This window comes from Virgibacillus chiguensis (assembly GCF_900129865.1).
Lineage (GTDB): Bacteria > Bacillota > Bacilli > Bacillales > Amphibacillaceae > Virgibacillus > Virgibacillus chiguensis.
The window spans coordinates 116,193-139,889 of the sequence record NZ_FQXD01000005.1 but is presented as its reverse complement, the minus strand read 5'-3'; the positions used below and the strand labels follow the sequence as shown (position 1 = coordinate 139,889).

The window sequence follows — 23,697 nt, the reverse complement described above, 5'->3', positions numbered from 1 at the left end:
CGATAATAGAAGATATAGACTTATTAACATTGCCTTTTAGTGTAAGCAATCGTTTGGATTTAAAAGCACTTGGCTTATCGCCAACTCTATATAGGAAAAACGCCTTTCCTATGTTACAAAAACTTCCTTTTTAATTACGCAAAGATAAAATTCACCGTTAATAAACGAAATTCATATACGAGGAGAATAAGCATGGAAGTCATGAAACCTATACCTACAAGAGATATACCTCGAGGTAACGGATGGTTATATGAGGTAAAGTACGACGGTTATCGTTGTACACTACAATGGCAGAAAGAAAGTATTCAATTGCGAAGTAAAAATCATAACGATTTAAGCAAGCAGTTTCCAGAAATTATAACAGCTTGTTTACAAGTCCAAGATCAAATGGAGTCTTATTTACCACTGATGTTAGATGGTGAACTTGTCATCTTAAACCAACCTTATCAAGCTAATTTTGATTGGATGCAAAAACGCGCACGAATGCAAACAGAAGCTAGTATTCGAAGCGCTTCCAAAGAACGCTCTGCTTGTTTAATGGCTTTTGATATTTTACAGGAACAGGGAAATGCTTTGTTATCCACTCCATTAGAGGAACGCAAAAATATTTTAAAAACGCGGCTATCACACCAACTATTCAAAGACAAAATAATGTATGTGCCTAGCTATAGTGATCCGGATCCGCTTTGGGAAAAAATTTTCACACACTTAGGAGAAGGAATGATTGCCAAACGCAAACATAGCACATATAAGCAAGGAAAGCAGCACCAGGACTGGTATAAAATTAAAAATTGGCGCTCAATAAGTGGGTTTTTAACTGCGTATGATGGGGATAATGATTATTTCCAAGTTGGCGTGTATAAAAATAATCACATTATTTCGATTGGTAAATGTAAGCATGGTTTATCGCAAAGAGATTTTTCGACCGTCAAACAACTGTTTCAAACAAAAGGAAAACTCGAAAACAAAACGTATACACTCCCACCTGCCATTTGTGCTACGATTCATAGCCTTGATTTATACAAACAAGAACTACGTGAACCAGCATTTCAGAAAATACTTGCCCATGCACGTCCAGAAGAAATGACGTGGAAGAAGCTTGAGTTTGCTCAAGCTATGTTTCCAAAGGAAATTGACATAACAAATGAGGACAAACTATTTTGGAAAGGGCTAGACTATACAAAAGCAGACTTATTACTTCATATACGCCAAATAGCACCATATATGTTGCCATTTTTACAGCAACGAGCGCTCACCATTATTCGTGCACCTGATGGGGTAGAAGGAGAACATTTCTTCCAAAAGCACTTACCAAGTTACGCGCCTCCATTCATGGCAAGACAAACACATCAAGGAAAAGAAATCATTACTTGCGAGACCTTAAAAGATCTTATTTGGTTAACCAATCACGGAACAATCGAATTCCATACACCATTTCAAAGCCTTACAGCACGTACACCAGAAGAAATCGTCTTTGATTTAGACCCGCCAAATAGAGACCGTTTTGATTTAGCTATCCATGCAGCTTTAAACATGAAGCATGTCTTTGATGAGTTACAGCTAACATCCTTTGTTAAAACGTCTGGTAATAAAGGGTTGCAAATCTACATCCCTATCCCCTCTGGTAGCATGACTTATAAACAGACTGCTTTGTTTACAGAAGCGATAGCACGTACGTTAGAAAATGCGTTTCCAGCACTGTTCACAACCGAGCGTCTTAAGGAAAAACGAAAAGGTAGGCTATATATTGACTATGTACAGCATGGCAAAGGGAAAACGATCATAGCACCGTATTCACCGAGAAAAACCGCAGAAGCTACCATCGCAATGCCTTTATACTGGGAGGAACTAACGAACGACCTTTCTCCAAAAAGCTTTACGCTAAAAAATGCTGTGGAGCTTGTCAAACAACGCGGATGTCCATGGCGAAATTATGAGGCAGTTAAAAAAAGCCAAAATCTAACAGAAATTTTGACTTTTTTAGGAACTTAGAACGTACCAATCACAGAAATAGACTTCTTCATAAGGAGTCATTTTCGGTTTTTCTTAACTAGGATACAACAAGCGGCACTTGGCGATACGTCAAGTGCCGCTTAAACAAATTTCTCCAGAAATGAAAAAAACATTAACTAGCTGGAACACCTTGATGAAGCAAATTAGCATATGCATCTTCATCACAAATAATAAACAATTTCGCGCCTTGGGGGATCGAATCTTTTAATTGGTTAATAATTGATAAATCATTACGGTTAGAAAGTAAAATAGCCCCTTGTGATGCTAATTCTGTCCGAGCATGCTCATATGTATCCCATTCTGCCTTTTTACCTATGGAATAAAGATCATAACCTCGATGACTCGTTAGTTGACGAATAATCTCGCTTGATCCATTAAATAAAATAGAACGGGCCGCCAAGTGGGCTGCTGTATCATTCGCCGTAATAAATTCTTCAACAGCTGCGTGCTTAAAGGCTGGAATATGTGTCGATTCCAACACTTCACAAATCGTATAAATATTCTGTGAATATTCCTCTCCAATACTTTCTAAGGTTGTCGCAATGAGTAATGTTTGACCATCAGCTTGAGAAGTTGCTACCCCATCTTCAGAAGCAAAAACCATCACAGATTTACTTTTAAGCAAATTTGCCTTTAGTAGTACATCTCGATTCGCTGGATTACCGTGAACAAACTCTACCTGTTCATGAATCAATGGTGTTTTTTCAATTTTCTCATCAATGATTACTATACGAACATCATCAAATGTATGTAAAATTTCATCTAATGTAATGCTTGCTTTCTTCGTCCAATTAATGAGAATGATATGCTCCTCTGTAGTAATTGTCAATTTACCTTCCTCCTTCAACCGCTTTCGAATGCTCAAAAAATCAATCGCTTTGCCAATAAAAATAGTCATTAAACCAATCCCCACAATATATAGGAACATGGCAAAAAGCTTCCCGCCTACAGTCGTTGGTGAGATATCTCCATATCCAACTGTAGTAACGGTCGTCATCGTCCACCAGAGCCCTTCAAACGGACTTGCAAATGTATCAGGTTCTAAGTAATAGATAAAATAACTGCTGGCAAACACTAAAGTAAGTGTGGCAAAAAGCAAAAACCAATTATTTAATTTGATAACTTTAACAAATAATTGTCTAAAAAATATCATATGCTCCTCCTCTTTCACTTCTTCCAATCCTAAAGCTATTAAAATAGTAACATATTTTAACTGCATCCGGCATACATACGGTATTAAATCTATAACGCTTCTTTTTAAAATTATAGGTTCAAATTATCGCGAAATGGATAGAAAAACGACGCTTTTGCATGCTGAAATTTGCTAAGTGCGTTTCTTAAAAACAGTAACTATCTCCATGCGGACCACAACAGGTTTATAATAGGATAAAATGTACAAACATGAGATTTTGTCTGAAAAAACTTCTATACAGGTTATAGAGACGTGTATCCAATTTCAAAAAATGAAAAATGCAAGCAAGTAATAACAGATACATATCGATTTGTTCCATGGCTAGCCGATAAGGAAGCAAAACACAACAGAATGAAAGATTCACTATATATATATCACGGTGAGGAACGAACCGATGATCACTTAGCTTAGGGCAATGAAGTGAAGTCGTCTAGTTGCTAGGCGCTAGAGCTGGACGGGATCCATTCGGTTATTTGGTTACGCCATAGCATCAAGTTTTATGATTTTTTATCTTTCAAGTGTTATGGTGAAAACTGTAGTTTTTCTTATACTATAAACCTTTAAACTTCTATGCTTTCCTATAATTTAAAGCAAAAAATGGCACTTACTTCCAAACTAAAGAAGTAAGCACCATTTCCATTCTAAATACATGCGTTGTTTAACCTCTACTTTACCGGTTATCTCGAAGGATTGCTGAAGCGCAGTTTTCATCCTGATCTACCTAAAATTTATCACTATATTAGCATATCATGGATGACTACCATCATCTGTTATTCCTTCTAGATGTCCGTTGCTTCTTGTATTGCCGTTTTATCTTGAAATGTTTTTACGTTGAGCTTATTTAAAATTCTTGCTGTAATTGTTCCAGTTACCATAGAACCATTGACATTCAATGCCGTTCTACCCATATCAATAAATGCTTCGATGGAAATTAATAACCCAGCTAAAGCAACCGGCATGTTCATAGAAGATAAAACGATTAACGCTGCAAAAGTGGCTCCACCGCCTACTCCTGCTATTCCAAATGAGCTGACGCCGATAATTAACACAAGCTGTAAAATAAAGCCTGGTGATAGTGGATCAATTCCCATTGTTGGAGCGATCATTACCGCAAGCATCGCTGGATAAATACCCGCACACCCATTTTGCCCCATTGTTGCACCAAAGGATGCTGACATATTCGCTACTCCTTGATCAACACCTAAAGCATGCTGTTGAGCTTGGATGTTCAACGGAATTGTTCCAGCGCTAGAACGGGACGTAAATGCAAAGCCAAGCACTGGAATAGCTTTACGTAAATACATGAACGGATTTAGACCAAATAAACCGACAAGAATTAAATGAATTACAAACATCGTTATTATCGCAACATAAGAAGCAGCTACAAACTTCCCTAATTCTAATATACCTGCGAAATCAGTACTCGCCACTGTGTTTGCCATTAAAGCTAAAATTCCATACGGTGTTAATCGAAGGATAAGTGTCACTATCCGCATAACGACTGCATACAGCGCATTAATCATTTTGGTGAACATTTCCGCCTGTTCAGGTTTTTTTCTTCGGACTCCCAAAACAGCGATACCTACAATAACCGAGAAAATAACGACAGCGATAACAGACGTAGACCGATCTCCTGTCATATCCAAGAAGATATTTGATGGAATAAAACTAACAATTTTTTGTGCAGCTGTTTGCTCTTCCACCTCTTCTAAAGTTGACTCTAGTATCGTTCCTCGTTCATTCTCTGCTTGCCCTGCTTCAATTTGTTCTGCATTTAAATCAAACACCGTAGCCGTAACGATGCCAACTAAAGCAGCAATCATCGTAGTTGAGATTAAAATTCCAATGATCCAACTAGCCATTTTCCCTAATTCGGCCGATTTTTCTAAGTTAATAATGGATTGAATGATGGAAACTAACACAAGCGGAATAACAATCATCATTAGAAAGCGAATATACCCACTTCCAACAATACTGTACCAATCCGTTGTCTCTATTAATACATCAGACCCAGCCCCATAAGCCCATTGGAGAATGGCTCCTAAAATGATTCCAGCACCTAAGCCTGTAAAAACACGCTTTGTAAACGAAAAGTGTTTCTTTTGCATCCAAATAAGAATTCCTATAAGTACAGCTAATATTGCCACATTCAGTATCGTATACATGCCCATTAGCTTACCTCCTTTTATTGTTTGCATCTAGTTGAACTTATTTTATGCGCTTTTAACCCAACATGATACATGCATATTGTATTAATCCGATAAAAATACTAAGACTTTACTTAGATTACATTTTTTCCGCATGTCTGTCAAGAAAATAATTTCATTCTTTGCTCGTTTAAATAACGCTATTTCTTTACAATGAAAACAGCCATTTTGCTTAAATGATGTACACTTAAATTCTATGACATATGACCTTCATCATCTCACTGTGAGAGGCTATTTTAAGCATGGCATGACGTCTCGAAAATTATACAAATTCAAAATTATTTTAGAAAGTTGGTCTATTGCCAAATCGCTATGAAAAAAATTGCCACCATTTTATTTATACGATAAACTACTTTCCTATAATGTAAAAAATTTTGCTTAACGCCTAAAAAGGATTTCTATAGTATTTACATTTTCCTATCATATTAGATAAGCTTGGCTTATTCAAATTTCTAGTTTGGTCTATACACCTGTAACATTCTAAAGTGTTTGAAAAACAAGGCTAGTCGCAAATTCTTATAAGGAAAGCCTTTGTTTTTCTTATACTATAACCCTTAAAATTTTATACTTTCCTATAGTGCAAAAAAAGACAATTTCCAATTTTTATATTGAAAATTGTCTGCTTACTCGTTTTTAAATTAGATGTCACCCGATTAAATGGACAATCTCTCCACCAATAACTCCGATAATAACAATGAGCCAAGCTGGAACCTTCCAAAAATGCAATAACGCAAATAAAATAACCGCCAAGCCAAAATCTGCTCCATTTAAAATAGAGCTTGTAAAAACAGGGTCATAGAAAGCCGCAATTAATAAGCCAACAACGCTTGCATTTACTCCCGTTAAAACACCTTGAAAGCTAGAACGTTTACGCAGTTCACTTAAAAATGGCAATGTACCTACAATAAGTAAAAAGGAAGGTAAAAAAATAGCCACTGTAGCAATGACAGCACCAACTATTCCACTCATCATTGTTCCTACATAAGAACTAAACGTAAATAATGGCCCAGGAACTGCTTGTGCCATCCCATAACCAGCTAAAAACTCATCGTTCGTTAAGAAGCCTGTCGGAACAATTTCCTGCTCTAGCATCGGTAGCACAACATGTCCACCTCCAAACACGAACGAACCGACACGAAAGAACGTATCTGCAATTTGTATGTACATATGAGAAAACGCACTTGCCAAAATGGGAAGTCCAATTAACATTGCCACTAATATGGATAGTGCAAGCATTCCTTGTTTTTTCGAAATCGAGACAGTAAAAGAAGAAAGCTTCGGTTGTGCTTTATTCTTATACAAAAAGTAACCAATACCTGCCCCAATGAAAATAATGATAATTTGCACGAATGCAGATGGAAAAAGAAGCATCATCAATGCTGCTCCCAAAGCAATTGCAATCCGCGGTTTATCTGGTGTCAGCTTTTTACCCAAACCAAGTACGGCATGAGCTACTACGGCAACAGCGACAATCTTTAAACTAGCAATCCAATTCGCATCACCAAGTGTGAAAGATTGATAGAATAGAGCAAACAACACGAGCACAAACACAGAAGGTAATGTGAACCCAAACCAGGAGACAACACCACCTAAAAATCCACCTCGTAACATACCAATAGCTATTCCTACTTGTGAACTAGCAGGCCCCGGTAAAAATTGGCACAAAGCGATAATATCGGCATATGTTTTATCATCTAACCATTTGCGCTTATCAATATACTCTGTTTTAAAGTAGCCTAAATGAGCCACTGGGCCACCAAACGATGTTAACCCCAACTTTAATGAAGTTCGTAATATGTCTAATAAGGATTGATTCTTAGTCATAATCGCCTCCCAATAAGTAAATCTATATCTATCAAGGAGGACTTTCCTCCCCACGGTCTTGTTCGGTGAACAAATCAAGCAAAGTCGCTCACAATCTAGAAATAAGAGCTTCTACGCAAGATTACTGATAATGTATCATAATTTGCATCGTATGTTAATGTTTTTTACATAACTGTAATAGAGATGTTTCTTGTCACTGTTTATGGGGTAATGATATACTAAAAAAAGGGAATGCAATACTAGGTGTGTTCCTTCAAAAAAGGATGAATGAAAACGTGAAAGCGAAAGCCAAATCAACCGAAGCTTCCATTGCTAGTGCAACTGGTAAACTATTAAGAAGCTATTTTGGTAAAGGGCCTGGAGCATTATATGTATCTTTAGCCCATTCTTATTTAATCATCTATTTGAAAGACTTTATTACACCAATGGAAAGTGTCTTACTTAAGCAAAAACAAGCTTTGAAAATAGAAGAAACACGAGACATCGTCATGGAAAAATGTATGCCTGAACTAAAAGCAATGTGGCATAACGAGTTTGGAATACAGGCACAACATATTTATTATGATTGGAACTTAGCAAATAAGACAGGTGTTATATTTGCTGATTTAAAGGGAGCACAATTAACAAAGCATTTCAGCGCTCTTTCTAGCGAACAGGAAGCAAAGATTCATCAAGAAATAAAACGATTTACTGAAAAAGCACAAAAAGCTCCTCGTAATATAGCGTCTGTTCGATTAAATGAACGAACCATTATATCAAAGCGAGAGGACATTCTCGTTAGCATTGAAAAAGAACTTATTTCTTCTGGCTTTGAAGAGCAATTAAGGCTTTCTAAAAGAAAATTAGAGAAAAACATTATCAACAGGTCGTATTTAGAATCCATTTTAAAGCAAGGGATTGAAGATCTGTTCGTGGATTGGGATTTTCAACAAGACATCGGTTATGTCGTATTCATACTGCAAGCCGAAAAATAAATTGGTAGGAATGTCTGGACAATAGCGCTAAGACATAAGCCGAAAAGGATGAACCCTTTTCGGCTTTTTTATTAACAGTTTCATTCACGAGCCCTATATATGTAAGATTTGAACAAAGGCTCGGGGCGCCCGTTTAGTAACGTAGCAACTGGAACGAATCAGGAATCATGCTCCTGCAACAGGAGTATACCGGCGTCCTCCGGCAAGCCGTTTTTAGTCGGCCTTCCTATTTAGAACGAACCGATGATGACTTAGCTTAGGGCAATGAAGTGAAGTCGCCTAGTTGCTGGGCGCTGAAGCCGGACGGAGCCCGTTCAGTTGTTTGGTTACGTCATAGCAATAAGTTTTATACTTTCCTATAGTGTTAGAAAAACTTGACTTGTCGCCAAGTCTTATGGCGATATAACATACATTCTGCACTTTCCTAAAGTGTATAAAAATCGATTACTGTTTATATATGTCAGAGAAGCTAAAGTGAATTGAAGCTGTGTCAACAAGAAAAAGGAGAGATCAGATGTACCGAATCGTTGCAATTAGCAATAATGTACGGGCAATTATAGCCATGAATGAACAGGAGATGATTTTTGATACTTACCAAGAAGCAGAAAAATATCTTCTAGAAGCAAAAGATATATTGATTTTGCCTGACAACTACAATTTAAAGATTGAGAAACAATAACTGTTTAGAAATTATCTTTTGAAAACCCCTCTAATTGAAGTTTACTTTGCATGATAACCATAGACATAAAATACTTCCATTCCATTCATTTTGAATGGAATGGAAGCATAGGGCAAAATAGCTTTACTTTTATATTTAGGTTAACCTTCTAATTTGTTTACTTTTACGTCCTCTATTTCATTCTTACTGGATGAGAACCAACCAGTGACAGCAATTCCCACAAGCACTACATAGAAGATAATCTTCCATAACGTAGAATGTGGAAAATCATGTGGTATGAATGCGATATCCTCATGGGCAAGTACAATTAAACTTAGCTTCACGCCAACCCAACCAACAATAACGAAAGCCGCGACTTCAAGCCCAGGTCGTTTATTCAACAATTCTACAAATATATTTGCAGCAAATCGCATAACAATGAGACCGATCATTCCACCAGCAAACACGACAAAAAACTGTCCCGTATCGAGGCTTCCTATATGGCCTAACCCAGTTGCTGGCAATGCAACTGCTAATGCTACAGCAGCTAAAATAGAGTCAACCGCAAATGCAAGGTCAGCAAACTCTACTTTTAACACAGTCATCCAAAAGCCGCTTCCCTTTTTTTCTGTTACGTTCGCTCCTTCTTCTACTTCTTTTCTCGGTTTAAATCGATCATATAAATGTTTCCCACATATAAATAGTAAGTACAGCGCACCAAGGGCTTGTACCTGCCAAACATCTACTAAAAACGAGATAACAAATAAGGACCCAAACCGCAGAACAAAAGCACCAGCTAATCCATAAAACAACGCTCTTTTACGCTGTTTTTCTGGTAAATGTCGGACCATAATTGCTAGCACAAGTGCATTATCTGCCGCTAACAATCCCTCTAAACCAATAAGCACCACTAAAACCCATAAATATTCGATGAGTAAATCAACGCCCATTCCTTATCTTCTCCTTCCGCTTATGGCGATCGAAATTTTTTTGTTTAGAAAACAGTTTCCAATGTTTTACAAAACAATGTAGCAGGTCTTCTTAACAATGAAAAAAGATTCCTACCAATTGGTAAGAATCAAAAAAAGAAATAGACCCTTACCAAGTTTGGTAAAGGTCTCGCTAACAACGATCGTTGCCAATTCAGCCGGAGAATGATCTCGTAATGACGACTAAAATTGTACAGCTACTCCCCTTTATAAAAGCATGTCCATAAAAACGATTTCCTCTAGTATAGAAGCTATTGTTTTTACGACATTTGATTATAGGAACAAAATTACTATTTTATTAAACATGTTTCAGAGAAAAATGTCAACCACTTTATATGCTATACTTCTATCGTTCCTTGTAAAATTTGATTCATTGATTCCTGTAGAGTGGCTAATTTATTTTTACTATCCTCTTCACTCGTACCGCGAACACCAAAATAACATTTAATTTTTGGTTCCGTTCCAGAAGGTCGTAAACAAATCCAACAATCCTGTTCCAACTTATATTTCACCATATTCTCTTTTGGTAGCTCGATTGTTTCAACATTCCCGTCTCTACATGTTCTTTTACCAGCTAGATAATCCTCCATTTGCACTACTTTCAACCCGCCGATTTGCTCTACAGGCTCTCTGCGAACATCATCCATAATAAAACCAATTTTTTCTGAGCCTTCTTTTCCTTTTAGAGTAATCGATTGCATGTGTTCAAAGTAGTAACCATGACGAGCAAATAGGTCGTATAAAGCATCTAATAATGTTTTACCTTGTTGTTGCCAATAATACGCCATTTCACAAGCCATTACTGAAGCTTGCACTGCGTCTTTGTCCCTAGCAAAACTGCTAATTAAATACCCATAGCTCTCTTCATAACCAAACACAAACGTTTCACCTGTACGATCAAACTGTCTAATTTTCTCACCGATAAACTTGAATCCTGTTAATGTATTCAATGTCTGAATACCGTAATAATCGGCAACAGCCCTGCCTAACTCTGATGTGACAACGGTTTTAATCATTCGCCCGCTTCTTAATAACGCTGCGTCACTATGGGCTAGAATATAATCTAACATTAATGCACCTAGCTGGTTTCCGGTCAAAACCTGATAATTTCCCGCACTATTTTTTACCGCCACACCTAAACGATCTGCATCAGGATCCGTAGCAAGTAGTAGAGTAGCATCGGTTTGCTTCCCTTGTTCTATGGCCATCGTAAATGCTTGATGTTCCTCTGGGTTTGGTGATGCAACCGTAGAAAATTCAGGATCAGCAATAGCCTGTTCCTTTACCATATGAACATGCGTGAAATTCAACTGTTTCAACCCTTTAGGTACAAGCTCAGCGGCTGTTCCGTGCAAAGGAGTGAAAACAATTGGCATTTCCTTTTCTATCTCTATTTTATCTGCAGGCATTTTCGATATTCCTTGCAATTTATCTAAATAAGCATTATCGATTTCATCTTTTATCCAGTTTAAGAGTTCTTTTTCTTCTAGCTCCTTTTTTTCCAAATAAGGAACAGATAATTCATCCTCTACCTTATTAATATAAGTAACAATTTCTGAAGCTTGGTTTGGAGTAATCTGCCCACCATCTTCATTATAAACTTTAAAACCATTATATTCAGGCGGATTGTGACTAGCCGTAATCATAACACCCGAAACTGTACCTAAATAGCGTACAGCAAATGAAAGTAAAGGCGTAGGTCTTAAAGACGAAAACACATAGGATGTTATCCCAAACGACCCTAATACTTTAGCTGTTTCTAAAGCAAATTCTTTCGACATGTGTCTCGAATCATAAGCGATGACAACGCCACGATCTTTCACATTTACTGTATGGTCGAGCAAATACTTCGCTAAGCCATTCACAGCTTTTCGGATAGTATAGACGTTCATTCGATTTATTCCTGCTCCAATAACTCCACGCATGCCACCAGTACCAAAGGTCAGTTCTTTATAAAAAGCATCCTCCAATGCAACAGGGTCTGATTTTAATTCCTTCAATTCCTGTATTAAATTAGGTTCTAAGTCTTCAAACGAATCCCACTTTTCAAAGATATGCTTCCAGCTCATCATTTGCTTATCCTCCAAGTTTTTTCTATACGAGGGCGCTCCCTTACCATTTTGCGAACATTGGACTTCCTCGTTTATTGTCATAAATAATCGTTTATTAAAACATTAGCACTATTTATTTGCTACTTTCATACTATACGAATTTTAGCATATTTTCTCTAATTATACTATGCCTACCCTTTTTTGTTTACATCGGTTGTAAAATGGATAAACTTAGTAATAGGTTTTTACTAGAATATAAGATTTCGTTGCATATATTCTTTCTATTTTTAACATAAACCAGTAAAATAAAAAATAGGATATATGAACACTCGAAAGTAGGGATGTATGTGGTAAACAAACGCTGGTTTCAATTTTTTATGTTTTTCATTTTAGCTTTTACACTCATTCTATTAATCTCAGTAACAAAATTTATCTTCTTTCCCTTTGTGAAAATAGTTGGCGCTGTGGCAGTGCCTATTATCGGTGCGGGTATCCTTTACTATTTAACAAAACCGTTAATGTATTTTTTTGAGCGTTTGAAGATGAATCGGATTATTTCTATCGTTCTTGTCTTTGTTGTAATCATCCTTCTCGGTGTATTTGTATATATGTATATTGCGCCAATCGCCCAGCAGCAATTCCGTAATTTAATTGATAATGTTCCGAAAATGGTAAACTGGGCACAAGATATGATTTCGTTATGGCAAGCCAACCAAACGGCTATGCCAGAGCAACTAGATAAAGCCATTAATGATTTCACCAATAATTTACAATCACATATTGATAGTGTTATCAATTATTTATTTGGCTTTATTGGGCAAATTATCGGCTTTGTTACATCAATTGTGCTTGTTCCATTTTTTCTCTTCTTTATGCTTAAGGATGGTGAGAAATTAATACCATTTATAACGCAAATTTTTTCCAAGAAAAAAGCTGCCAACATTCGCGCATTGCTATCTAAACTAGATGCGACATTAACTGCTTTCATTCAAGGTCAATTAATTGTCAGCTTTTCTGTAGGAATTTTATTGTTAATTGGCTACTTAATTATTGGATTAAATTACTCATTAACACTCGCCTTATTTGCCATGGTCATGAACGTTATCCCATTTGCTGGTCCGTTTATTGCTGTTATCCCAGCATTGATCGTCGGTGCCTTTCAAGAGCCCATTTTAGTTGTTTGGGTATCGCTTGTGATGATCGCTGCACAGCAAATTGAAAGTAATTTAATATCGCCAAATGTGATGGGGCGGGCATTAGACTTACATCCGTTAACCGTTATTACTGTTATCCTAGCTGCTGGGAGCATAGCTGGCTTCTTAGGTATCCTATTCGCTGTTCCTTTCTATGCGCTCATTAAAACAATTTTTGTCCATTTCTACCAAACGTATGTGGACTCCAAAAAGAACAAAGACGATGCGCTCATTTAAACCGACTATCACGCAGTTTTTTGGCAAAATCTCATCTGGAGTAAAAATAAACAAATGTGTAAAAAACAGTAGCAACTTTCAAGCGCTACTGTTTTTTATTGGTTTAAGGTGTAGCAACTCGGCTAACATTGTGAACTTCAGTGACTTTATTGTGAACTTTGAGTAACTATCTTGAGAACTTCAGCGACTTTTCATGAAACTTAAGCGAAATGGGAAGAAGTTCAGCGACTTTACAAATTTATCCCATTTCAAAAACTATAAACGATTGCGGAGCCAACTTTATAATAACCAATTTTTTGATATACATGATTGGAGATAGGGTTGGATGTATCGGTGTATAAGCTACAAAACTGATAGCCACTATCAAGTAATTGTTGACTCAATGCGGCAACTAAACTGGTAGCATACCCTTTTTCTTTATGTTGATCTGGAGTAAACACAGCATTAATTGTGGCTCCGTTCTTTGTTGTTCTTGATCGGTTTGCCATGGATACGTAATGTTTTCCGACTTGCCATAAGAAAGCGGAATGTTGATTTATATTACGTCGTGCAATTGCTTCTGCCTGTTTTTCTGTAATTTTCTCACCAGCTTCCTCTCCAAATTGTTGTAACCAATGAATTAGTAATGACAAATCTTTCTCTTGAGCGATTACCAATTCACCATCCTGCTGCACTTGATTAACCGCATCTAACTGGTAAATCCACTCTTGCATATGAACTACGGGTTGATTACCTGTAATATCTTCCCATTCTTTTGCAAAAATAGTAGCGTACTGTTCTGGTCCTATCACCCCTGGCACTTCCATACCTTGATCCCAAATCTGCTTTACAGCAGCACGGATCACCTCTTCTCCAACAAATTGCCCCAAATCTGGGAGCACCCAATTATTTGGGGCTGTTTGCATAAAAGGAAAAAGAAGCTCTTTATCCTTTTCTACCCACCCTAAATAATAGGCACCTTCGTTATTCTGTTTTAGACGCTCTAATATACCAAGGATTAAATTATTGCATGCTTCTTTTTTTAAAAGTTTCTTCTCCACTAATTCTACATAAGCCTCTACTGATTTTGCGAACTGGACTTTCACCTTGCCTCCCCCTTTGCTTTTTTTAAACGATACATAGTTTATACTGTTTTGTAAAGGCTTTTTTCGTTACACTCATAGTAAGGAGGGATAGGGAAATGAATGAAAAACAATTACAAGATAAGCTGGATGAATTAAAATCGGACTATGTGCGAATTCAAGGGGATTTAGATAAACTGGAGTATGTGCGTGGCAGAGTATCTTCTGCCGAGGAACAATTAATTCGTTTAGAAGGAGAAATTGCCGAAGTACATCGACAGTTGGACGCATTTAATAGATAACGGCAAACTTTGTATACGGTTTATGCAATAGATGTAATTTTTTAAAAACGCAGCTATCATCAAAGTCTTTGTGACGATAGCTGCGTTTTTTATACTATAAACTCTTAAGAATCTATACTCTCCTATTGTGCAAATAAGAAAAACGATAACACTCGCCGTTCATACTGGGCGACAAGCTATCGTTTTTCTTTAGAATATGTTTTCAGATATCATTACTTGCTTGGCACATGGGTAGTTCGTTCTCACTTTTTAAAGCCTTCGAGTATTTGATTACCTGTTTTCTTTGGATTGACCATTGCGCTGTGTTTCCAGCTTTGCTTGTATTTTTGCTTTTTCTTTATTTGGTGGTGTTAAGCTAACAATCCGGTCTCCTACAGCAGGCACCGTCCTCATTTCTTCAGAATAGAACTTTAGTTGCCCAGAAGGTTTGATTAGATATAGGAACACTGTTGCATCATCTTTATCGGCTAAATATTGCTTGTAATTATATTGACTAGTTAACGTTGTCTGTCTAAATACATAATGATGATCTAATTTATCAAGCAGGTCTTCCATTGTAAATTTCTTATCAAACAATATTCTTCCGCCCACTCTTGACACAACATTAACAGAATCACCACTAAATTGGTCGAATGGACTAATTTTAAACACATTTGTCCTTCCATACTCTGGCATAAATGTCGTACATACTAATGAATTAAAAGCATGATCATCTGTTGCTGCTAGTAAATATTCATATGGAATCGTATCTAAATTATATTCTGTTTGTTCAGATAGGATATTACCATGATAAAAGTTAATTCCTGCTTCTCTTACAGGTCTTAACTTCTCCCATGAAGAGTCTACAATAATAACTGGAAAATCTGCTTTTGAAAGAGATTTAGCTAGTTCCACCGTAAATCGATTTGCCCCAACAATCATTGCTCCTGGTCTTCCTTCCATGGACAAATGTAGTTTTTTCGACAACCAGCCAATAGAAAATCCGTGCGCCACAACGGTAAAGAACACAAGACCAAAGGTTAACGTCGTTAAGATTTGCGCATCTTCATATCCTTGTTCTGATAAAACACCAGCAAAATAACCAGACACTGTTAATGCTACTATCCCTCTTGGAGCAATCCAACCAACGAGCGCTTTTTCATTAAACGTTAAGCTCGTTCCTATTGTGGAAAGAAAAATCGATAATGGTCGGACAAGAAACATCATAAGCAGAACATAGCCGATGATATTTGGGCTAAATATGTGCAACAGCGTTTCTAATTGCAAAGAAGCTGTTAACATAATGAAGATCGTTGAAATAAGCAGAATTGATATATTCTCCTTGAAGTGACGCATATCAGAAATCGAGCTAATCCCCATATTCGCCAGTGTTATCCCCATCGCGGTAACAGATAATAGCCCTGTTTCATGGACAATTTCATCAGCTACTGTAAAACACATAATAACGACAATGACAACAGCAGGTGACTTTAAAAATTCTGGTATATGACCGGTTTCAAACATCCAGCCAATACCCCTTCCACAAGCCCAACCAAAAATCGCAGCAAAGATAGAGGCGGCAAAGAATAGAAGGAGTTGAGCTACATCAGGCTCTGATCCAGTTAGGAAGGTAATAATTTCAAAAGCGAATACAGCAAGCAAGGCGCCGATTGGATCGACAATAATCCCTTCCCATTTTAAAATTTTTGCAGGTCGTGCTTTTAACTTCGATTGGCGTAAAAGCGGCATAATAACCGTTGGACCAGTAACGATAAACAAACCACCAATTACAAAAGCTACTGCCCATGAGAGTCCTGCAATATAGTGTGCTGTTAACGAGCCCAGAATCCATGCGATAAATGCACCGACCGTTGAAATACGAAAGACTGGTTTACCTAGCCCTCGTAATTCTTTAAAACTTAAATTTAAGCTTCCTTCAAATAAAATAATGGCTACAGCTACAGAAATAATCGGACTATATAAACTGCCAAAGTCTTCTTCAGGATTCAAAAAACCAAAAATAGGGCCTGCCAACAACCCTGTTATGGACATAACGACAATCGCAGGCATTCGATAACGCCAAGCGACCCATTGTGATCCGATCCCTAAAAGACCGATTAGCATGATTTCAAATAATAAAGATGGTACCATGTTATACCTCCTCGGTTAAAATAAAATTGGTATGACTCCTTTTCTTGGAGGTATAGAACTGCCCCTCCAATTGTAATGACTATAATAAATACTGTTCAAATTGAAGGAGCAGAAGAATAAACTGCTTTAAAATTGATTTGTAAATTCATTTCCTTTAAAGAAACGGTTAGAACTAAACTCATTCTAGATAAGCCATCATAGCATCAGAAAAACTTGGCTTACCACCAAATCTTTATAGGTGAAGCTAGCGTTTTGCTTATACTATAAACCTGTAAACTATTATATTTTCCTAATAGTATAAAGAAGATACCTATCTTTCGTGGAACCTACGTTATAAGTTAAACACAAGATAAAAACATTTTAAAGGTGAAAAGCAATAATGTAAACAATTTTTATCAAATAAGATTTAAAATAAATTATTGCAAACTTTTTTTCTTTTACATTTTTTGTATGAAAGAAGTATGCATAAATTTACTACTTCCATAGTTACCCCTTCATTTTCATGGGGTTGAGCATCAAAAGTTTCAAGTTAAAATAGGCATAAAACGAAGGCTTCCATCGTAGAGGCGTGAAGATAAGACAAGTTTTATACTGTTTTATTGACATAGAAAACAATTACCTGTTACTATAATGACTGCTTTGTACTATTTTCAAAAAAGCGACATAAAAAGGCAAAATTTTCAGATTATAAGGCCAATTTACTTAGAAAACATGAACAAGCTATTCCATTTATTATTATCTGTTAATTCTAATTCTCTAAAAAAATCGGCTTATTAACTAGTTGTAAAAGTTATTGTTTTTTACTGTTAACTTTAAAATTTCACACTTTTTAAATAGTTGAAATACAACGCTTGTTAATCATCTTGGAAAAGCATTGCCTTTTCATACGGAGGGAACAATCATGAAACGTGATACATTTATTATTGGTTTTATGCTATTTGCTTTGTTTTTCGGCGCTGGTAACTTAATCTATCCTCCTATTTTAGGAGTTTCTTCAGGCTCGTCTTTTTTTTCAGCTATTATCGGATTTATCATTACTGGCATTGGCATACCAATTTTAGCAGTTACAGCAATTTCTTATGTAAAAAATGATGCTAGAGAACTTGGAAATCATGTTCATCCTTTGTTTGGACTTATTTTCACCTGTCTTGTTTATTTAGCAATCGGACCATTTTTTGGCATACCAAGAGCGGCGACTGTTGGTTATGAAATGAGCGTTGAACCGCTATTACAAAATACTTCTTCAGCAGCTTTATTGCTATTTACGAGCATATTCTTCTTAGCTGTTCTTTTCGTCAGCTTAAACCCGTCCAAAATGGTGGATCGCATCGGCCAGCTACTAACGCCAATCCTATTGCTTTCCATTGCAGCGCTAGTCATTGGAGGACTTATTTTATTTGATCAACCACTACCAACAGCTTCTGGTGATTATGCCCAAAATCCATTTTTTACAGGTTTTGTTGAAGGATATTTAACAATGGATGCGATCGCTGCATTAGCCTTTGGTATTATTGTTGTGCAAACTTTTAAAGAGCGTGGATTATCCACAAAAGCAGATATTATAAAAGCAACGTTAAAATCCGGAACAATAGCAGGAATTGGACTAGCTATTGTTTACACTTCTCTCGGTTGGATTAGTGCGAGAATGCCGAATGGTAGCTCGTTTGTAAATGGCGGCGAGATATTGTCAGAAGCAGCTACGCAAATATTTAACACGTCAGGTACCTTGTTACTAGGGATTATCGTAACATTAGCCTGTTTTACAACATCTGTAGGACTCGTTGTAGCCGCTTCGCAATTTTTCGCAAAAATCAGTCCAGTACCCTATAAGTGGCTTGCGGTCATTATTACATTCGCAAGTTATCTCATAGCCAACCAAGGACTAAATACAATCATTCGTTTTTCTGTACCAGTACTTGTTTTCTTATATCCAATTGCTATTGTGCTTATTCTACTTACCTTTTTGCAGCCACTGTTTAAAAATAAGCAAGCTGTTTATCGAGGAGCCATCCTCTTTACTGCTATCGTCAGCTTGTATGACGGAATACTAGAATTAGGAGTAAAAATGTCATTTTTCTCGGAATATATGGCTATGCTTCCGTTTTCTAATATCGGATTAGGTTGGTTGCTTCCTGCAATCATCGGCGGATTCATTGGTTGGGTTCTATCCAAAATACAAAAGCGTGAAGCGTCTGTTTGAATGAAAAATTTTTATATTAGTCTATGAGGGAAATAAAAAAGTGGTTTTAATTATTTAGCTTTTATGATTAGAACCACTTTTATTTTTTCTTCAGCCTTGGTAACGTAAACTGTAAAATATGTTAAGATGGATGGGGTAAAGGAGGAACATGACATTGGGTTTACGTGAAGAGAAACTATTACAAACCTATTTTGGTTACCAACAATTTCGACCAGGTCAAAAGGAAGCTATTGACTTTATCATAAATGGAAACAACATTCTTGCTGTTATGCCTACAGGAGGCGGAAAGTCGTTATGTTATCAAATACCTGGACTAGCCTTAGAGGGAACAGCAATTATTATCTCCCCACTTATTTCTTTAATGAAGGATCAAGTGGATGCTTTACAAGCTTTAGGGGTTGCGGCTACATATATCAATAGTTCCTTATCTCCAGAACAGCAGCAAACGCGTCTACAGGACATGTCGTTAGGAAGATACAAGTTTGTCTATGTAGCTCCAGAACGATTTGAATCTAGCTTTTTTATGCGTGTATTGCACCGCATACGCATATCCTTAATTGCTTTTGACGAAGCACACTGTATATCTCAATGGGGGCATGATTTTCGACCTAGCTATCGCTCCATTATTCCCCAATTGCAACAGTTACCAAAAAGACCTGTGATGATGGCTCTAACAGCAACAGCCACTACAGAAGTAATTGAAGATATTCAGCAGCAACTACATATTGAAAATGTTGTTAACACAGGTTTTGAAAGAGAAAATCTAGCTTTTCATGTCATTAAAGGAAGAGATAAGCGCACTTACATTCAATCTTTCTTACAAGAACGGAAAGAAGAATCTGGGATTATTTATGCAGCTACAAGAAAACAAACGGATTCTCTCTATGATCAGCTTGAAGCTCAAGGGTATTCTGTGGCAAAGTATCATGCAGGATTATCAGAAATGGATAGAAAAAGAGCCCAAGCTGCCTTTATTCATGATGAAAAACAACTTATGGTAGCAACGAATGCGTTCGGTATGGGAATTGATAAATCTAATGTTCGCTTTGTGATTCATTACGCCATGCCAATGAATATTGAATCGTATTACCAAGAAGCTGGTAGAGCTGGCAGAGATGGAGAGAAAAGTGATTGTATCCTGTTATTTTCTCCGCAGGATATTCAACTACAAAAATTTTTAATTGAACAATCTAATATGGAAGACACTGTGAAGCAAGCAGAATACCGTAAGTTACAAGCAATGATTAATTACTGTCATACACATAGTTGCTTAACCGAATATATTTTAGGTTATTTTCACGCTTCATTGAAAAAAAGATGCGGGCGCTGTAGCAATTGTGTAAAACGACAAGAAAAAGTGGATATGACAGAAGAGGCACAAAAAATCCTCTCCTGCGTAAAACGAATGGGCGAAAAATTTGGCGTAGGTATGACAGCTAAAGTGTTAAAAGGGTCTAAAGATAGGAAAATGAGGCAATTCCGCCTACATACTTTATCTACATACGGTATCCTGTCCGCCTATACCGAAAAAGAACTGACAGAATGGATCCAGTTTTTAATTGCTGAACAATTGCTAGCAACCGAAGAAGGGAAATTTCCAACACTAAAGTTGAACCAACAATCCGTTGATATATTAAAAGGGAAAAAAACCGTTTGGATGTTTACTGCTCCTATGCCAACAAATGACGTAGCAGATTATCATGAAGATTTATTCACTTCACTACGACAATTAAGAAAGCAGCTAGCGGAAGAACAAAACGTGCCACCTTACATTCTGTTTTCCGATGCAACACTAAAAGATTTAAGTAGGTATTTTCCAACTACTAAAGAAGAAATGTTACTGATTAAAGGAGTTGGCGAAAGAAAGTTTGACCAGTATGGAGAAGCGTTTCTAACCGTTATTCAAAAATGGCGCGAAGAACACCCTGATGTTCAAAAAGTAATTCCTATTCAAGAATCAAGACCTATAAAAAAATCGAATCCTAAACAGGAAGACAAGCCAAGTCACATCATAAGTTATCAGCTATTTCGGTCGGGAAAAGCAATTCAAGACATCGCTACTATGCGCGAGCTATCTGTACAAACCATCGAAAACCATTTGTTTAAAGCCTTTAAAGACGGATATCCCATCGCTTGGGAAATATTTTTCACCTCACAGGAAGAAGAAGCCGTTTTAGCTGCTCGCGAACAATTGGACGAACCAAAACTAAAACCATTAAAAGATTCTTTACCAGACACATTTGGGTATACAAAAATCAAGGCTGTTTTAACGAAGCACGGTCATTTATAAAGCGCATCTTAATCAGCGAGGAGTCCCCCATCTCCTCCCAAATGGTTAGTAATCCATAGGCATGGCCTAAAGCTACCGCCAATATGGTAAAGTGATGCTGGGGAGCATAGGCGCAAGAGCCCGTTTAGCAACGTAGCGAATGGAACGAATCACCGAAAAGAGATTACGATGAGGGAACGAACCGATGATGACTTATCGTAGGGCAATAAGTCATATGGCGGAAAAACGCTGTCGCTTTGCTTATACGATAAATCTTTAAACTTTTAAACTTTCCTATAGTGTAAACCAAAACATCCATCTCGACTCACACACTCGAGATGGATGTTTTGGTTTATTGCTTATTCCCAAACAAGCAATCCGTTTATTACTTCTTTTTCCACGCCCATGTTCCGTTCCGAAACACCGGCTCAGTTGTGCCATCGGCAAATACGCCATCGATATCAAGTTGATCCGAACCAATCATAAAGTCAACGTGACTTAAGCTATCGTTAACGCCATGTTGATCTAATTCCTCCTCATTCATTTGCGCTCCGCCTTCCAAGTTCGTTGGATAAGCTTTTCCTAATGCGATATGACAAGAAGCATTTTCATCAAATAACGTATTGTAAAAAATGAGCCCAGACTGCGATACCGGTGATTCATGAGGAACAAGAGCCACTTCACCAAGACGTTTAGAGCCTTCGTCAACATTTAGTAAATGCTCTAATGTATCTTGACCTTGTTCAGCGGTAAAATCAACAACTTCTCCATCTTTAAATGTTAATTTGAATCGATCAATCAAGCTTCCGCCATAATTCAACGGCTTCGTACTTGAAACAGTACCGTTCACGCGATATTTATGCGGCAAGCTAAACACTTCTTCTGTTGGCATATTCGGGTTAAACGTTATACCACCCTCCGTTTGGGCAGAGCCGCCTTTCCAGATATGCCCTTCTGGTAGCTCCATTTCCAAATTTGTACCTGGTGCTTTAAAAATAAGCTTCTTATAGTTTTTATCGTTTAAAACCTCTCTTGCCACACGTAAAGAAGCATTATGCTCCTCCCAAGCAGCTATAGGATCATCCATATCTACACGAACAATTTTCACAATCGCCTCCCAAAGGCTCTCTATAGCAGCTGCTCTTGATTTATTAGGAAAAATCTTTTGCGCCCAGTCCCCTGTAGGGATCGAAATAATGGACCACGCAATCTTATCATTCATTGTATATTTGCGAAAATTTTTCATAGCTTCTGCGCCTGCTTTATTTGCTTTTGCCACTTTAGCTGAGTCAATTCCTTGCAATAAGTCTGGATTCGTTGAACGAATGTTTAAAACTGCTGCTCCATCCTCAGCAAAACTTTCATGAAGCATGACTCTCCATTCTGGGAAATGGGCAATGACTTCATCGGGAGCATATTCGAACTTAAGCCGTGTTAGTTCGTCGTCTACCCAATTAATATGTACGTTTTTCGCTCCCATTTCATAAGCTTTGCGGACTACAATTTTTGTGAAGTCCGCCCCTTCTATTGGTGCATTAATCATTAAAGCTTGCCCTTTTTGTAAATTAACACCTGTACGAAGTGCTAATGTAGCATATTTTTTTTGTACTTGTTCAGTAACCATTGTTAACCTCCAAAAAATAATTAGTGTATATCCTTTATTATTCCACAAATACAATGAAAATACCAAAGCCGAACATTTACAAAGAGAAAGTGCTTCTTGTATGTGTAAAATATTTCACGAGGAGGATATGAGAGCCTATTGCTATTCAAAAAAAATAACATGTTAGCGTAGGAAAAACACGAAGACTTCGATGGGAAAGCCCAATGGGATGACCCGCAGCAGCGATCACTAGCTATGTATTTATCTTTTAAAACAGTAAAAGTGGACGTAAATGGGTTAGGTAGATATTTGGGCTATGCTTATGTAGAGAAAAACTTAACACAAACGTGCTTCTTAGCAAACTTTACGCAACATCTAAAATATGATACCCTAGAAACAAGTTACTTTTCGTAATAACTGTTTATCTATTGGAATGGATACCAATTGAGGTGATGAATCTATGGATACGAATCTATGCCCGCGCTTTGAAAAAGCAATGGGCTTAATAAGCACAAGATGGGTAGGACTCATTCTGTTTGATTTACTTAAAGGTACGAAGCGATTTTCGGAAATGGAAGCTGATTTACCAATAAGTGGGCGTTTACTTTCAGATCGACTAAAAATGTTAGAAAAAGAAGGTATTGTTACAAGAGATGTCTACTCAGAATTCCCTGTTCGCATTGAATATTCTTTATCCGAGAAAGGAAAAGCACTCGCACCAGTCATTAAAGAAATTCAAAAGTGGGCAGAAGAACATGTTTCCGATGATCAGACAAGTACGGAATGTTAAGCAA

At 37.2% G+C, this 23,697-nt stretch carries 16 protein-coding genes; 8 read left to right on the top strand and 8 right to left on the bottom strand.

Annotation, left to right across the window (positions count from 1 at the left end; all coding sequences use genetic code 11):
* Positions 1-192: 192 nt before the first annotated feature.
* Positions 193-1,992 (top strand): DNA ligase D, encoded by a 1,800-nt coding sequence (gene ligD, locus BUB45_RS07580; protein ID WP_073006933.1) that lies wholly within the window; start codon positions 193-195, stop codon positions 1,990-1,992.
* A 133-nt stretch (positions 1,993-2,125) separates the two neighbouring features.
* Here ligD and BUB45_RS07575 read toward each other — a convergent pair whose 3' ends face one another.
* The 3 genes from BUB45_RS07575 to chrA form a co-directional block, all read right to left on the bottom strand.
* Positions 2,126-3,232 carry an ion channel gene (locus BUB45_RS07575; RefSeq protein ID WP_244527685.1) on the bottom strand — a complete coding sequence of 369 codons (1,107 nt, stop codon included), beginning with the start codon at positions 3,230-3,232 and terminating at the stop codon, positions 2,126-2,128.
* 752 nt (positions 3,233-3,984) lie between these two features.
* Positions 3,985-5,376: an L-cystine transporter gene (locus tag BUB45_RS07570; protein WP_073006930.1), complete on the bottom strand. Its 1,392-nt coding sequence runs from the start codon at positions 5,374-5,376 to the stop codon at positions 3,985-3,987.
* Positions 5,377-6,057: 681 nt separating this feature from the next.
* Entirely contained in the window at positions 6,058-7,236 is a 1,179-nt protein-coding gene (gene chrA / locus BUB45_RS07565) for a chromate efflux transporter (protein ID WP_073006928.1), read from the bottom strand.
* A 275-nt stretch (positions 7,237-7,511) separates the two neighbouring features.
* Between chrA and BUB45_RS07560 the strand changes: the two genes are divergently transcribed.
* On the top strand, positions 7,512-8,210 hold the full coding sequence (locus BUB45_RS07560; protein WP_240458711.1) for a Na-translocating system protein MpsC family protein: 699 nt from the start codon (positions 7,512-7,514) through the stop codon (positions 8,208-8,210).
* A gap of 514 nt (positions 8,211-8,724) precedes the next feature.
* The gene (locus BUB45_RS19810; protein WP_162985905.1) at positions 8,725-8,889 is read left to right on the top strand and encodes a hypothetical protein; all 165 of its coding nucleotides are present in this window, start codon (positions 8,725-8,727) and stop codon (positions 8,887-8,889) included.
* Positions 8,890-9,029: 140 nt separating this feature from the next.
* On the opposite strand, the gene BUB45_RS07555 is transcribed toward BUB45_RS19810, so the two are convergent.
* Together BUB45_RS07555 and BUB45_RS07550 are read right to left on the bottom strand one after the other, a co-directional pair.
* Positions 9,030-9,818 (bottom strand): TerC family protein, encoded by a 789-nt coding sequence (locus BUB45_RS07555; RefSeq protein WP_073006924.1) that lies wholly within the window; start codon positions 9,816-9,818, stop codon positions 9,030-9,032.
* Positions 9,819-10,195: 377 nt separating this feature from the next.
* Positions 10,196-11,929 (bottom strand): phospho-sugar mutase, encoded by a 1,734-nt coding sequence (locus tag BUB45_RS07550; RefSeq protein WP_073006922.1) that lies wholly within the window; start codon positions 11,927-11,929, stop codon positions 10,196-10,198.
* A gap of 320 nt (positions 11,930-12,249) precedes the next feature.
* Between BUB45_RS07550 and BUB45_RS07545 the strand changes: the two genes are divergently transcribed.
* Positions 12,250-13,338, top strand: a complete 1,089-nt coding sequence (locus BUB45_RS07545; protein WP_342068345.1) for an AI-2E family transporter — start codon at positions 12,250-12,252, stop codon at positions 13,336-13,338.
* 248 nt (positions 13,339-13,586) lie between these two features.
* Here the strand turns inward: BUB45_RS07545 and BUB45_RS07540 are convergent, their stop codons facing one another.
* A complete protein-coding gene (locus BUB45_RS07540) occupies positions 13,587-14,423 on the bottom strand; it encodes a GNAT family N-acetyltransferase (RefSeq protein ID WP_073006919.1) in 837 nt (278 codons plus the stop codon).
* A 95-nt stretch (positions 14,424-14,518) separates the two neighbouring features.
* Here BUB45_RS07540 and BUB45_RS07535 point away from each other — a divergent pair, with 95 nt between their 5' ends.
* Positions 14,519-14,701: an SE1832 family protein gene (locus tag BUB45_RS07535; RefSeq protein ID WP_073006917.1), complete on the top strand. Its 183-nt coding sequence runs from the start codon at positions 14,519-14,521 to the stop codon at positions 14,699-14,701.
* Between the two features lie 270 nt (positions 14,702-14,971).
* On the opposite strand, the gene BUB45_RS07530 is transcribed toward BUB45_RS07535, so the two are convergent.
* Entirely contained in the window at positions 14,972-16,831 is a 1,860-nt protein-coding gene (locus BUB45_RS07530) for a cation:proton antiporter (RefSeq protein ID WP_073006915.1), read from the bottom strand.
* A gap of 901 nt (positions 16,832-17,732) precedes the next feature.
* On the opposite strand from BUB45_RS07530, the gene brnQ reads away from it, so the two are divergent.
* Positions 17,733-19,031: a branched-chain amino acid transport system II carrier protein gene (brnQ, locus tag BUB45_RS07525; RefSeq protein ID WP_073006906.1), complete on the top strand. Its 1,299-nt coding sequence runs from the start codon at positions 17,733-17,735 to the stop codon at positions 19,029-19,031.
* 154 nt (positions 19,032-19,185) lie between these two features.
* A complete protein-coding gene (recQ, locus tag BUB45_RS07520) occupies positions 19,186-21,321 on the top strand; it encodes a DNA helicase RecQ (protein WP_139300110.1) in 2,136 nt (711 codons plus the stop codon).
* 364 nt (positions 21,322-21,685) lie between these two features.
* Here the strand turns inward: recQ and BUB45_RS07515 are convergent, their stop codons facing one another.
* Positions 21,686-22,924 carry an aminopeptidase gene (locus tag BUB45_RS07515; protein WP_073006903.1) on the bottom strand — a complete coding sequence of 413 codons (1,239 nt, stop codon included), beginning with the start codon at positions 22,922-22,924 and terminating at the stop codon, positions 21,686-21,688.
* A gap of 439 nt (positions 22,925-23,363) precedes the next feature.
* Between BUB45_RS07515 and BUB45_RS07510 the strand changes: the two genes are divergently transcribed.
* Positions 23,364-23,693, top strand: coding sequence for a winged helix-turn-helix transcriptional regulator (locus BUB45_RS07510; RefSeq protein ID WP_073006901.1), 330 nt, complete (start codon positions 23,364-23,366; stop codon positions 23,691-23,693).
* The last annotated feature ends 4 nt before the right edge of the window (positions 23,694-23,697 follow it).